The organism is Pseudomonas entomophila, from assembly GCF_018417595.1.
Taxonomy (GTDB): domain Bacteria; phylum Pseudomonadota; class Gammaproteobacteria; order Pseudomonadales; family Pseudomonadaceae; genus Aquipseudomonas; species Aquipseudomonas entomophila_C.
Genome location: NZ_CP070982.1, coordinates 1,849,889 through 1,863,882, shown reverse-complemented (window position 1 = coordinate 1,863,882; position 13,994 = coordinate 1,849,889). Strand labels below are relative to the sequence as shown.

Here is a 13,994-nt window from a genome sequence, read left to right as displayed (position 1 = left end):
TCTCAAGGGTGCTGCAAGGTTCTCGGCAGGCACATCACGGCAGCGACCTCACCCGCCGATGAGTTACCATACCGCCTCATTTCAAAGCCTCCGCCGCTCACCCAACAGGTCATCCATGCGTCTGTTTCACACCTCCGACTGGCACCTGGGCCAGAGCCTGCACGGCCAGGAACGCGACTTCGAACATGCCTGCTTCCTCGACTGGCTACTCGGCCAGCTGCGCCTGCGCCAGCCCGACGCGCTGCTGATCGCCGGTGACATCTTCGACACCGTCAACCCGCCGGTCAAAGCCCAGGAGCGGCTGTACGACTTCATCGTCCAGGCCCACGAGCAACAGCCCAAGCTGGATATCGTGATGATCGCCGGCAACCACGACTCCGGCTCGCGCATTGAACTGCCCGCGCCGCTGATGCGGCGCCTGCGCACCCACGCCCTGGGCCGGGTGCACTGGCTCGACGACGGCCAGCTGGACACCGAGCGGCTGCTGATCCCGCTGACCAACGCCCGCGGCAAGGTCGGCGCCTGGTGCCTGGCCCTGCCCTTCCTGCGCCCCGCCGAAGTCACCGGCCCCGCGCTGGGCGACGATTACCTGCAAGGCATCACCCAGGTGCACGAACAACTGATCGCCGCCGCGCAGGCCAAGCGCAAGAAAGACCAGGCGCTGGTCGCCATCAGCCATGCGCACATGGCCGGCGGCAGCATCTCGGAGGACTCCGAGCGCAGCCTGATCATCGGCAACGCCGAGGCCCTGCCGGCGCGCCTGTTCGACAAGGCCATCAGCTATGTCGCCCTCGGCCACCTGCACAAGCCGCAGAAGGTCAATCGTGAGGAGCGCATCCGCTACAGCGGCGCGCCGATCCCGCTGTCGTTCGCCGAGATCAACTATCCGCACCAGGTGCTCGAGGTGGAGCTGGACGGCAGTGAACTGGTCAGCGTCGAGGCGCGGCCAGTGCCACGCGCCGTGGCGCTGCGCCGGGTCGGCCCGGCGCCGCTGGGCGAACTGCTTGAACTGCTGGCCGAGCTGCCGGTAATCGACCTGCTCGAAGACCCCAATCGCCAGCCTTGGCTGGAGGTGCGAGTACGCCTGGACGAGCCGCAACCGGACCTGCGCCAACAGATCGAAAGCGCCCTGCAGGGCAAGGCCGTGCGCCTGGTGCGCATCAGCGCCGAATACGCCGGCAATGGCCGTGATGAAGATGACGAGCAGGCCTTCGTCGAACTGGCCCAGATGACCCCGCAGGACCTGTTCGGTCGCGCCTGGGAGCAAACTTACGGCAGCGCCGCCGACGAGCAGGCCCTGGCTGATTTCGCCGAACTGCTGCAAGACGTCCTGCACGAGGAGGAGCAGCCATGAAGATTCTCGCCATCCGCCTGAAGAACCTGGCATCGCTGGCCGGCCCGGTCGAGATCGACTTCACCGCCGAGCCCCTGGCCAGCGCCGGCCTGTTCGCCATCACCGGCCCTACCGGCGCCGGCAAAAGCACCTTGCTCGACGCCTTGTGCCTGGCGTTGTTCGGTACCGTGCCACGGCTCAACGATATCGCCCGGGAAGCCAAGGTGCCCGATGCCGACGGCGAAATCCCTACCTCCGATCCACGCAACCTGTTGCGTCGCGGCGCCGGGAGCGGTTTCGCCGAGGTGGACTTCGTTGGTATCGATGGCTGCCGCTACCGCGCACGCTGGGAAGCCAACCGCGCCCGCGAGAAAGCCAATGGCAAGCTGCAGAACAGCCGCCAGAGCCTCCATGACCTGGACAGCGAACAATTGCTGGGCAGCGGCAAGAACGAATACAAGCAATTGGTCGAGGCACGCCTGGGGCTGAACTTCGAACAGTTCACCCGCGCGGTGATGCTGGCCCAGAGCGAGTTCGGCGCGTTCCTGAAAGCAGATGACAAGGAACGCAGCGAGCTGCTGGAAAAGCTCACCAACACCGCGATCTACACCCGCCTCGGCCAGCGCGCGTTCAGCAAGACCCGGGAAACCGGCGAAGTGCATAACGACCTGAAGAAGCAGGCCGAACACCTGCTGCCGATGGAAGGCGAAGTCCGCGCCGCGCTAGACCAGCAACTGGAGCAGGCCCAGCAACAGTTCAAGGCCGACCAGGCGCGCCAGCGTCAACTGGAGCAGCAACGCACCTGGCTCGACGAGCAGCGCCGCTTGCAGGCCCAGCACACCGAGGCCGGCGAAGCCCTGCAAGCCGCCGAACACGACTGGCAGCAGCTGACCGAGCAGCGCCTGGACCTGCAACGCCTGGAGCGCCTGGCCCCACAGCGCCACCAGTTCCACCGCCAGCAGACCCTCGCCGCGCAACTGACGCCCCTGCTGACGGAGATCGATCAGCAGCAGCACCAGCAAAACGAACTGCAAGCCCGCACCAGCGAGCTGGAGCAGGCACTGGCAACGGCCCGCCAAAACCTGGTCCTGCACCAGGCCCAGCACAGCGAAAACGCCCCGCGCCTGCGCCAAGCCTTTGCCGCCCAGGGCGACCTGGCGCGTCTCGACAAGGAACTGGCCGAGCAACGGGATGCCTGCCTGCACACCGAACAGGCCGTCGGTGAAAGCCAGCAACAGCTGCAACAGCTTGAAGAAAATCAGCAACGCAGCCAGCAGCAGTTGGCTCAGATCGATACCGCCCTGGCCGAAAGCGAACACCTGGCCAGCCTTGCAGATGCCTGGCAGGCCTACCTGCCACAGTTGAAGCAGGTGATGCTGATCGGCGGACGCCTGGCCAAGGGCCGTGAAGAACTGCCCGGCCTGCAAGCGCTGGCCAGCCAGGCCAACACCCAGTTGCAAACCCAGCGTGACGCGTTCGAACTGTTGTTCCGTGAGGCCGGGGCCGAGCCCCAGGCGCTGGCCGAGCAGATCGACCTGCTTGGCAGCATGCTCCAGGAGAACCGCAAGCAACAACGCACCGTCGAGGAAGTCGCGCGCCTGCACGGTCGCGAGCGGGAACTGCGCCAAGGCATCGCCACGCTGCGTGAACGCCAGCAACAGGCCATGCAGCAGCGCCAGCAGCTGATCACCGAAGGCACCGCCGCCAAGGCCGAACTGGAAACGGCCGAACAGGCCCTGACCCTCACCCGCCAGTTGCTGGAGCGCCAGCGCCTGGCACGCAACACCAGCGTCGAGGAACTGCGCGCCCAGTTGCGCGATGGCGAACCTTGCCCGGTCTGCGGCAGCGCCGAGCACCCGTTCCATCAGCCTGAGGCCCTGCTGCACAGCCTTGGCCGCCATGACCAGGCTGAAGAGGACGCCGCGCAGAAGCGTGTGGAACAACTCGGCGCAACGCTGGTGGAACTGCGCACCCAGCTGGGCGTGGTCAACGCCCAGCTCAAGGACTATCAGCAACAACAGATGCAATTGGGCGAGCAGTTGCAGCCTGTGGTCGAGCAGGTCCAGGCCCACACGCTGTGGCCCGCCCTCGCCCCTCAGGACGACCAGGCCCGCAGTGCCTGGCTCGATGGCCAGTTGCGCCGCCTGGACGAAGAGATCAGCCGCGACGAGAAACGCCAGGGCATCCTGCTCGCCCTGCAGAAGGATGCGGCGCGCCTCAACCAGCAGTTGCAGGCCGCCAGCGACGCCCAGCAGCAAGCCCAGCGCCACCTCGAGCAGCAGCACCAGGCCCTGGCCACCGACGAGCAGCAGCTCGAGCAAAGCCTGAACGACCTGGCCAGCGTGCTGCCCCAGGACATCCTCCAGGCCCTGCGCGACGACCCGGCCAATGCCTTCCTCGGCCTGGACCAGCAGATCGCCCTGCGCCGGCAACAGCTCGACCAGCGCAAGGATGAACAGGAAGAACAGCAGGCCCGCCAGGGCCAGCTGGACAAGCTGCGCGATCAACAGCAGAACCGCCAGCACAACCTGCAGCAGCTGCAACACAAGCTCACCGCCCTGGACGAACAGCACCAGCTGGCACGTACCACATTGGGCGAACTGCTGGGTGAGCACCCCACTGCCGAAGCCTGGCAACAGCACATGGACAAGCAGCTGGAGCAGGCCCGCGCCGTCGAAGCGGACACCGCGCAGCGCCTCCAGGTACTCCACACCCAGGCCTTGGAGCTGGCCGGTGAACTGAAGGCCAACCACCAGCGCCAGCAAGCACTGGAGCAGGAGCACCAGCACCTTCAAGGTGAGATCAGCCAATGGCGCGGCGAGCACCCCGAACTGGACGACGCCGGCCTCGATCGCCTGCTGGCCATCGACGACGCTCAGTTGGGCGAGCTGCGCCAGCGCCTGCACGCCGCGGAAAAAGCCATCGAGCAAAGCCGCGTGCTGATGCAGGAACGCGAACAACGTTTGCAACAGCACGCCACCCAGGCGCAGGCCGACATACCGGTTGAAACGCTGGAGCAGACGCTCGCCGAGCTCCAGCAACGGCTGGCGGCCCAGGAACACCACTGCGCCGAGCTGCGCGCCCGGCAGGCCGACGACCAACGCCGGCAACAGGCGCATCAAGCCCTGGCCGAACAGATTGACCAGGCCTATCGCCAGTGGCAACGCTGGGCGCGCCTGAACGCATTGATCGGCTCGGCCTCGGGCGATGTGTTCCGCAAGATCGCCCAGGGTTACAACCTCGACCTGCTGCTGCACCACGCCAACAGCCAGCTGCGCCAGTTGGCGAAACGTTATCGCCTCAAGCGCGGCGGCAGTGCCCTGGGCCTGTTGGTGCTGGACACCGAGATGGGCGACGAGTTGCGCTCGGTGCACTCGCTGTCCGGCGGCGAAACCTTCCTGGTCTCGCTGGCCCTGGCCTTGGGCCTGGCGTCGATGGCCTCGAGCACCCTGCGCATCGAGTCGCTGTTCATCGACGAAGGCTTCGGCAGCCTCGACCCCGAGTCGCTGCAACTGGCCATGGACGCCCTCGACGGCCTGCAGGCCCAAGGGCGCAAGGTGGCGGTGATCTCCCACGTGCAGGAAATGCACGAGCGCATCCCGGTGCAGATCCAGGTGCGCCGCCAGGGCAACGGCCTGAGCGACGTGGAGGTATGCGGGTGATCCTCTACTCGTTCCGCCGCTGCCCCTGGGCCATGCGCGCGCGCCTGGCCCTGCGTTATGCCGGGTGCGACGTGCAGGTCCGGGAAGTGAAGATGAAAGAGAAGCCGCCCGAGTTGTTGGCCCTGTCGCCCAAGGGCACGGTGCCAGTGCTCGACACCGGGGATGGCGTGCTGGAGGAAAGCCTGGACATCATGCGCTGGGCACTCGGCCGGCATGATCCGGAGGATTGGTGCCTGCAGGCCGACTCGGCGGCGGCGCGGCTGGCCGACACGCTGATCGCCCGCAACGACAGCACGTTCAAGGCGCAGGTGAACCTGTACAAGTATGCCGAGCGTTACCCCGAGCACACGCGAGAGCATTACCGGCGGCAGGCCGAACCGTGGCTGGCGGAGCTCGAGGGGATGCTCGATGGCCGCCGGTACCTGCTCGCCGACCACCCGAGCCTGGCCGATGCCGCCCTGTTGCCCTTGATGCGCCAGTTTGCCGGGGTCGAACCCGAGTGGTTCGCCGAGGCGGCTTATCCGCGGCTGCGGAGCTGGTTGCAGGGCTGGTTGGCGTCGGACCTGTTCAAGGCCGTGATGGCCAAGTGAAACAGCCGGTTGCTCAAAGCGCCAGGATTGGCGCGGACATCAACAACAGCACTACCGCCGTGATACGCCACATCATGATCTGCCCCTTTGGCCAGTCAAAAATCCAGCGTCAAATTAAATCACATGGCTTTGTGCTATTACCAATGCCTTTACACATTCAATTGGAGTGCTTGCTCAGGGCGGCGTGGAAGTGCGTGCTCTGCTGCAGGTACTTCTGGGTGTAACTGTGGGTGCTCGACGCCTTGCCACTCGACGCCACCTGGGCGTGGGCTGGCAGCACGACGGAGGCGGAAATGGCGGAGGCGGCAATGACCGGGAAGAGATTGAAGTTCATGGGGGCGGACCTCGACATCGGTGGTTTGACAGTGGCCCGTCGGGGCCTTGGGTCAAAACTTACGCCGATGGGCTCGCCCAAAGAAATTCATTGCGGCAGTAGCGATTATCACGGCAATCGATAATTGGAAGGTGCGGCGCTGGCGGCCTCTGTAGGAGCGGTTTTAGCCGCGAACAGCGGCGAAGCCGGTGCCTGACACCGCGTCGGTTGCTTCGCGGCTGAAGCCGCTCCTACAGGAACTTGAGGTCCGAGGGTGCCTGCTGGGGTAGCTTCTGCACCGTATCCCCCAACTTGCCGTTACGCGGATCGCGACGCATGACCACGATCTGGTTGCTCTTCTGGTTCGCCACCAGCAGGTAGTTGCCGTCCGGATCAATTGCAAACTCCCGAGGGTGGTCACCCTCCACCGAACGGCGCTGCAACAGAGTGAGCCGGCCATCGTCCTTGCCCACGGCAAATACCACGATCTCGTTGGTAGTACCGCGATTGCTCACATAGAGAAAACGGCCATCGGCCGCCAGGTGCAAGCCGCCAGCGGCCCTGGCCGCAACATCCTTGCTGTCGGTCAGCGGCAGGCGCTGGCGTTCGACCAGGGCACCGTCCTGTACATCGAACACCACCACTTCGGCGCTCATTTCCAGGGTCAGATAAGCATGCCGTCCCTTGGCGTCGAACAGCAGGTGCCGAGGCCCGCTGCCGGGTGGCAGGCTGACCGAGTCCGGGATCGCCGGGCTCAGCGGATGCTCGGGGCTGGCGCCGTCATAGCGGTAGATGAATACCTTGTCCGCGCCCAGGTCGCAGGCGTACAGATGGCGGCCATCGGGTGACTGCACGAGCGAATGCACATGGGCACCGGCCTGACGCTCGGGGTTGACCTTGCTCGGGGTGTGCCGCGCCTGCTGCACCACCGGCTTGAGCTTGCCGTCCCTGGCCACCGGGATCACCACCAGACTGCCGCCCGGGTCAGGGGCGACGGCGTAATTGGCGACGAACAGGTAGCGCTGGTCGTGACTGAGGCTGGCGTGGGTCGGTTCATCGCCCTGGCTGGGCACCTGGTTCAGCGGCTTGATCTCGCCCTTCTTGCTCAACGAGAAGCTGCTGACATGGCCCTGCGGCGTTTCGTTGACCGCGAACAGCAGGCGCTGGTCGGCGGACAGCACCAGCCATGAGGGGCTGACACTCTTGACCACTTGCTGCGGCTGAGCGGCGATCTGGCCAGCGCGCTCATCGAAATCGTAGCGATAGATGCCCTGGCTGCCGCCATCGGTATAGCTGCCCACCAGCAAAGTCGCTGCATGGGCGTCGATCGTCAGGGTCATCAGGCTAGCGGTCAGCAGGCGTGTCCATTTCCTGTTCATCGTCTTCTTCATCCGGGGCGCGGAAGGCACTCATACAGACTAGACGATGCTCGCCGTCGACACTGCTCAGGGTCCAGTCGTCGCCCGCAGCGGTGGCGGCGCCGACCTGGTCGGGGGTGAAGGCCCAGCGGCGCAACTGGCGGCCGTCCATGCATTCGATGGTCAGGCCGGTTTCGTCGAAGGTGAAGTCGAAGGCGTGCAGGCCGTCGATCAGGAGCATGTCGCAGGATTCGAGGGCAGTGGCGAGGGTGGTCATGGGAATACCTTTGGAGAAAAGGTGGCCATTATAACCATGGGCCTGCTTTGCAGCCCTTCGCGGGCAAGCCCGCGAAGGGCCGCAAAGCGGCCCCTTACAATCAATGGGCGAAGATCGAACCGCCCTCCTTGCCCGCCAGCTTGCCCGGCTTGATCAGGAACCGCGCCAGCGCCGGCAGCAGCCACAGGGCGCCGAACATGTTCCACAGCAGCATGAAGGTCAGCATCAGGCCCATGTCGGCCTGGAACTTGATGGCCGAGAAGATCCAGGTGCACACGCCGATGGCCAGGCACAGGCCGGTGAACAGTACCGCCTTGCCGGTGGAGCGCAGGGTCTCGTAGTAGGCCTCCTGCAACGGCAGGCCGGCGCGCAGGAAGCTCTCCAGGCGGCTGTAGATGTAGATGCCGTAGTCCACGCCGATGCCCACGCCCAGCGCCACCACCGGCAAGGTGGCGACCTTGACGCCGATGCCCATGAACGCCATCAGCGCGTTGCCCAGCACCGAGGTCAGCACCAGCGGCAGGACGATGCACAAGGTCGCGGCGAAGGAGCGGAAGGTGATCATGCACATCACCGCCACGCAGAGGTAGACGAGGATGAGGATGGTCAGCTCGGCCGACTTGATCACCTCGTTGGTGGCGGCCTCGATGCCGGCGTTACCCGCCGCCAGGAGGAACTGCAACCCTTCCTTGTTGTGGCTGTCGGCAAAGGTCTTGGCGGCCGCGGTGACCCGCTCCAGCGTTTCGGCCTTGTGGTCGTTGAGGAACACCAGCACCGGCGCCAGCGAGCAGTCGGCGTTGTACAGGCCGTCGGCACGGGCGATGGAGTTGTTGAGGATGTCCGGGTTGCGCGACAGCGTCTCCCATTTCAGGCTGCCCTCGTTCATGCCCTTGATGACCTGCTTCGACACGGTCACCAGGGAGATGGTCGACTGCACCCCGGGGGTGTTGTCCATGGTCCACATCAACTCGTCGATCGGTGCCAGGGTCGAGTGGATCGAGCACTGCTCGGCCGGGGTCTTGACCATGATCACCAGCACGTCGGAACTGGTGGAATAGTTGTTGATGATGAAGCTGTTGTCCTGGTTGTAGCGCGAGTCCGGGCGCAGCTCCGGCGCGCCCTGGTCGAGGTCGCCGATCTTCAGGTTCTGGCTGTACCAGAGACCACCGGCGAAGGCCAGCAGGGCCAGCAGCACCGATACCGGCGCCACCTTGGGGCTGGCAAAATTGGCCAGCAGGCGCCAGAACGGATGCTCACGGGTGGCGTCCTTCTTGCTGCGGGCGATGGCCTTCTGGCTGATGCCGACATAGCTGATCGCCACCGGCAGCAGAATGAGGTTGGTGAAGACGATCACCGCCACGCCGATCGAGGCGCCGATGGCCAGCTCGCGGATCACCCCGATGTCGATGATCAGCAGGGTGATGAAGCCGACGGCGTCGGCGAGGATGGCGATCATCCCCGGCAGGAACAGCTGGCGGAAGGTGCGCCGCGCGGCGGTCAGGGCGTTGTCGGCGTCACTCGATTGCAAGGCGATGCCGTTGATCTTCTGCACCCCGTGGGAGATGCCGATGGCAAAGATCAGGAACGGCACCAGCATCGAGTACGGGTCGAGCCCGAAGCCCACCGCATGCATCAGCCCCAGCTGCCAGACCACCGCCACCAGGGTGGTGATGAGCACGGCGATGGTGCTGCGGATGCACCAGGTGAACCAGTACAGCAGCGCCCAGGTGATCACCAGGGCGACGCCGAAGAACATCGCCACCATCACCAGGCCGTCGATCAGGTCGCCGACCTTTTTCGCGAAGCCGACGATGTGGATCTTCACGTTCGGGTTCTGCGCCTGGAACTTGTCGCGGATCTTCTCTTCCAGCTGATGGGAGAACTGCTGGTAATCGAGCTTGACCTGCCTGCCCGGGTCTTGCGGGTCGGGGAAGCTTTCCAGCAGCGGGATGTCGACGATGCTCGACTTGAAGTTGTTGGCCACCAGGCGCCCGACCTGGCCCGACTTGAGCACGTTGTCGCGCAGTGTGTCGAGGCTGTCCTGCGAGCCGTTGTAGGTGTTGGGGATGACCTCGCCGCCGGAGAAGCCCTCTTCGGTGACCTCGCTCCAGCGCACGCTGGGGCTCCACAACGATTTGAGGGCGGCACGGTCGACGCCGGGAATGTAGAACACCTCGTCGTGGATCTGGCGCAGCGTCTCCATGTAGTTCTTGTCGAAGATGTCGCCGTTGACCGCCTCCACCGACACCCGCACGGTATTGCCGAGGTTGGCCAGGTCGTTGCGGTGCTCGAGCATCTGTTCGATGAACGGGTGCTGCAGCGGAATCATCTTCTCGAAGCTGGTGGAAGGGCGGATCTGCGTGGCCTGCCAGAACAGGAAGATGCTCACCAGTACACAGAGGGCGATGACCACGGGGCGGTTGTTGAAGATCAGCCGCTCGAGCAGCGTGGCCTTGTCCTTGTGGTGCTGCTGATGCATGTCGAAGCTCTCCCGGCTAGTCATGGACGCACCTCCCCGGTGCCATCGGCCGAAGCCAGGTGCACGCCGCCCTGCCCGACCAGCAGCAGGCCACCGCCGGCCAGGCCGCTGACCCCGGCCAGGGCGATGCGGTCGGCGCGGTTGCGTACACTGAACGTTTGCCCGCCGTCATGGCTGCGCAGCACGCTGCCGCCATTGCCGACCAGCACCAGGCTGCCGTCATCGAGAAGCGTAGCGCTTGCCAGGCCGAATTCGAGCGGGCCGCGTTCGGCCTGCAGTTCGATCGGTTGCCAGGTGTCGCCGAAATCGGTCGAACGGAACAGGTTGCCACGCAGGCCGTAGGCCAGGAGCGTGTTGGGTTGTGCGGTGCCGATCACACCAAACAGCGAGCCCTGGTAGGGGCCTTCGACCCTCGACCAGACCTGACCGTTGTCGCTGGAGCGGAACATGCTGCCCTGCTCACCCACGATGAACAGGCCGGCGTCCTTCACTGTGGTGATGGCGTTGAGGTGCAGTTGGTCGGGGTTGTCCAGGCGTTCGGCGACGTCCTGCCAGTGCTGGCCACCGTCGAGGGTTTCGAGCAGGGCGCCATAGGCGCCGACGGCGAAGCCGTGCTGCGGGTCGAGGAAGCGCACGTCGAGCAAGGGGGCTTCGCGGGAGAGGTCTTCGAACTGTTTGCTCCAGGTCGCGCCGCCATCGCTGCTGGCAAGAATTTGCGCATCATGGCCGACGGCCCAGCCGCGCTTGTCGTCGAGGAAGAACACCGCGGTAAGCAGTTGCCGGGTGGGCACCCGGGCTTGCGTCCAGGTCTTGCCCTGGTCGTCGGAGAACAGGATATGGCCGCGGTCACCGACCACCACCAGACGCTTGCCTGCATGGGTGGCGCCGATCAGCAGGCTCTGGCTGGCCTTGGGCGATTCGGTCGAGTATTGCTCGGCGGCCACCGCCGCCAGGGCGTTGCCTGCCCCGATCCCCAGCGCCAATGCCAGCATCGCGCTGGCTGCCAGCGTGTGGCGAACCGTTGTCCGCTCTCTCATGACTGCCCCCTGTTGTGTTCTTGTGGTGGGTCAATCTATTGCCAGGTACTGCGAAAACCCTGTTCCAGAGCCCTGGAATAGCTTCGGGCCATGCTATCGGGATTGTCCGACAGAACACAACGAGCGGGACGTTATGTTTTGTTAACCACAAAAACGATTGAGGCCGCTGCGCCGCCCTTTCGCGGGCAAGCCCGCTCCCACAGGGGTTTGTACGATGCCTGTAGGAGCGGGTTTACCCGCGAAAGGGCTGCGCAGCAGCCCCAATCTTTCCAAGCTTACGCCAGGCTCTTGCTCACCACCTCATACACATCGCTGGACAGCGCCCCGGACGCGAGAATCCGCTCCAGCTCGCCCTTCATCAATGCCTGGCGCTTGTCGTCGTACTTGCGCCAGCGGGTCAGCGGCGCCAGTTGACGCGAGGCGATCTGCGGGTTCAGCGCATTGAGCTCGATCACCAGGTCCGCCAGGAAGCGGTACCCCGAACCATCGGCGGCGTGGAAGTTGACCAGGTTCTGCCCGGCGAAGGCGCCGACCAGCGCCCGCACCTTGTTCGGGTTCTTCAAGGTGAAGGCCGGGTGCTGCATCAGCGCCTTGACCCGCGCCAGCCCGCCCGGCAGCGTGCTGGCCGCCTGCACGCTGAACCATTGGTCCATGACCAGCGGGTTATCCTTGAAGTGCTCGGCGAACGCTTCCAACGCCTTGCCCCGCTCGGCTTCGAACGGCGAATTGACCAGCACCGCCAGCGCGGTCAGGCGCTCGGTCATGTTGTCGCACTGCTCGAACTGCTCCAGGGTCGCTTCCAGCACCTGCGGCTTGCCACCCAGCATCAGGTACGACAGGGCGATGTTCTGCAGGCTGCGGCGGGCGAAGTGCTCGGCCGAAGCCACATACGGGGTCTTGCGCGAGACCTCGCGGTTGGCCTGGTAGCGCAGCCACAGGGCATCGAACAGCTGCTCGGCGATCTGCTGGCGGGCGAATTCGCGGGCGGCGTGGATCGCATCGACATCGGCCACCTGGCTGATCTCGGTCAGATACGCCTCGCCCGGCAGCGAGAGCATCTCGGCGACCATGGCTGAATCCAGCGCTTCGTTGCCCAGCACGGTGCCCAGGGCAGTGATCAGGCGCTGGTCGAGCTTGAGCGCTTCACCACGCTGGTGCTGGCCGATCAGTTCCTGCAGTACCTGCACCGACAGCTGCTGCCCCGCTTCCCAGCGGTTGAAGCCGTCGCTGTCGTGCTGCATCAGGAACATCAACTGGTCGCGGTCGTACGGGAAGCTCAGCTTGACCGGCGCACTGAAGCCACGCAGCAGCGATGGCAGCGGCTTGGCAGTGATGCCTTCGAAGGTGAAGGTCTGCTCGGCCTCGGTCACCGACAGCACGCGCGAGGTGCCGACGGCCTGCGCTTCACCGACCAGGCGCAGGGGCAGGTCGTTGCCTTGAGCGTCCAGCAGGCCCAGGGCCACCGGGATCACGAACGGCAACTTCTCGACCTTGTCCGGGGTCGCTGGGCAGCTCTGGCGGAAGGTCAGGCTGTAGGTCTGCGCGGCGGCGTCAAACTGTTCGCTGACTTCCAGGCGTGGCGTGCCAGCCTGGCTGTACCAGCGCTTGAACTGGGTGAGGTCGACGCCATTGGCGTCTTCCATGGCCTTGATGAAGTCGTCGGTGGTCACCGCCTGGCCATCGTGACGCTCGAAGTACAGGTCGCTGCCCTTGCGGAAGCCTTCGGCGCCCAGCAGGGTGTGGACCATGCCCACCACTTCCGCGCCCTTCTCGTACACGGTCAGGGTGTAGAAGTTGGAGATCTCGATGAAGCTGTCCGGGCGCACCGGGTGGGCCATGGGGCCGGCATCCTCGGCGAACTGGTGGGTGCGCAGGTAGGCAACGTCCTCGATGCGCTTGACCGTGCGCGAGTTCATGTCGGCGCTGAACTCGGCGTCGCGGTACACCGTGAAGCCTTCCTTGAGCGACAGCTGGAACCAGTCGCGGCAGGTCACGCGGTTGCCCGACCAGTTGTGGAAGTACTCGTGGGCGACCACGCCCTCGACCCGCTGGTGGGCGGCGTCGGTGGCGGTCTCGGCGCGGGCCAGCACGCAACTGGAGTTGAAGATGTTCAGGCCCTTGTTTTCCATGGCGCCCATGTTGAAGTCGTTGACCGCGACGATCATGAAGATGTCCAGGTCGTACTCGCGACCATAGACTTCCTCGTCCCAGCGCATGGACTTCTTCAGGCTGACCATGGCGTGGTCGCACTTGTCGAGGTTTTCCGGCTCGACATAGATGCGCAGCGCCACATCACGGCCAGACTGACGGGTAAACGTGTCCTCGACGCACCATAGGTCACCCGCCACCAGGGCGAACAGGTAGGCCGGCTTCTTGAACGGGTCTTCCCAGGTCGCCCAGTGGCGGCCGTCTTCAGCCGGGCCGTCACCGACCGGGTTGCCGTTGGACAACAGCACCGGGTAGCGATGCTGCTCGGCGATCACCGTGGTGGTGAAGGCGCTCATCACGTCCGGACGGTCGAGGTAGTAGGTGATCTTGCGGAAGCCCTCGGCCTCGCACTGGGTGCAGAACATCTTGCCGGACTTGTACAGGCCTTCCAGCGCGGTGTTGCTTTCCGGGTGGATCTTCACGCTGGTATCGAGGGTGAATTGCTCGGTTTTCGGCTGCACGGTCAGGCTGTCGGCATCGAGCTGGTAGTCGCCGGTGTTCAGCTCGACATCATCCAGCGACGCCCGCAGCAGTTCCAGTTGCTGGCCATCGAGCACCAGCGGCGGCAGGCCGGCGCCGCGCTCGGGGTTGCGGCGCATGACCAGCTGCGCGTGCACCAGCGTGTGGTCCTCGAACAGTTCGAAGGTCAGGTGGGTCTCGTCGATCAGGTACTCGGGGGCCTGATAGTCCTTGAGGTAGATCACTTGCGGTTGTTCAGTGCGCATGGTGACGATCCT

General features: G+C 65.0%; 9 protein-coding genes. 3 read left to right on the top strand and 6 right to left on the bottom strand.

Annotated elements, in window-relative coordinates; translation table 11 throughout:
• The first annotated feature begins 115 nt into the window (after positions 1-115).
• From JYG34_RS08275 to JYG34_RS08265, 3 genes are read left to right on the top strand one after another with little or no spacing between them, the layout of a single operon-like run.
• Positions 116-1,354: an exonuclease SbcCD subunit D C-terminal domain-containing protein gene (locus JYG34_RS08275; RefSeq protein ID WP_213660246.1), complete on the top strand. Its 1,239-nt coding sequence runs from the start codon at positions 116-118 to the stop codon at positions 1,352-1,354.
• Positions 1,351-4,995 (top strand): AAA family ATPase, encoded by a 3,645-nt coding sequence (locus JYG34_RS08270; RefSeq protein WP_213660245.1) that lies wholly within the window; start codon positions 1,351-1,353, stop codon positions 4,993-4,995. Before JYG34_RS08275 ends, JYG34_RS08270 begins: the two co-directional genes overlap by 4 nt.
• Positions 4,992-5,585, top strand: coding sequence for a glutathione S-transferase (locus JYG34_RS08265; RefSeq protein ID WP_213660244.1), 594 nt, complete (start codon positions 4,992-4,994; stop codon positions 5,583-5,585). The genes JYG34_RS08270 and JYG34_RS08265 overlap by 4 nt, the downstream gene beginning before the upstream one ends.
• A gap of 157 nt (positions 5,586-5,742) precedes the next feature.
• Here JYG34_RS08265 and JYG34_RS08260 read toward each other — a convergent pair whose 3' ends face one another.
• The 6 genes from JYG34_RS08260 to pepN all read right to left on the bottom strand — a co-directional run bounded on the left by JYG34_RS08260 (position 5,743) and on the right by pepN (position 13,982).
• Positions 5,743-5,919, bottom strand: coding sequence for a hypothetical protein (locus JYG34_RS08260; protein WP_213660243.1), 177 nt, complete (start codon positions 5,917-5,919; stop codon positions 5,743-5,745).
• Positions 5,920-6,149: 230 nt separating this feature from the next.
• Positions 6,150-7,277, bottom strand: a complete 1,128-nt coding sequence (locus JYG34_RS08255; protein ID WP_213660242.1) for a lactonase family protein — start codon at positions 7,275-7,277, stop codon at positions 6,150-6,152.
• A complete protein-coding gene (locus tag JYG34_RS08250) occupies positions 7,243-7,533 on the bottom strand; it encodes a DUF5629 family protein (RefSeq protein ID WP_213660241.1) in 291 nt (96 codons plus the stop codon). The genes JYG34_RS08255 and JYG34_RS08250 overlap by 35 nt, the downstream gene beginning before the upstream one ends.
• Before the next feature lie 100 nt (positions 7,534-7,633).
• Entirely contained in the window at positions 7,634-10,036 is a 2,403-nt protein-coding gene (locus JYG34_RS08245) for an efflux RND transporter permease subunit (RefSeq protein ID WP_213660240.1), read from the bottom strand.
• Positions 10,033-11,049, bottom strand: coding sequence for a WD40/YVTN/BNR-like repeat-containing protein (locus JYG34_RS08240; protein WP_213660239.1), 1,017 nt, complete (start codon positions 11,047-11,049; stop codon positions 10,033-10,035). Before JYG34_RS08240 ends, JYG34_RS08245 begins: the two co-directional genes overlap by 4 nt.
• 275 nt (positions 11,050-11,324) lie before the next feature.
• Positions 11,325-13,982 (bottom strand): aminopeptidase N, encoded by a 2,658-nt coding sequence (gene pepN / locus JYG34_RS08235; protein ID WP_213660238.1) that lies wholly within the window; start codon positions 13,980-13,982, stop codon positions 11,325-11,327.
• Positions 13,983-13,994: the final 12 nt, after the last annotated feature.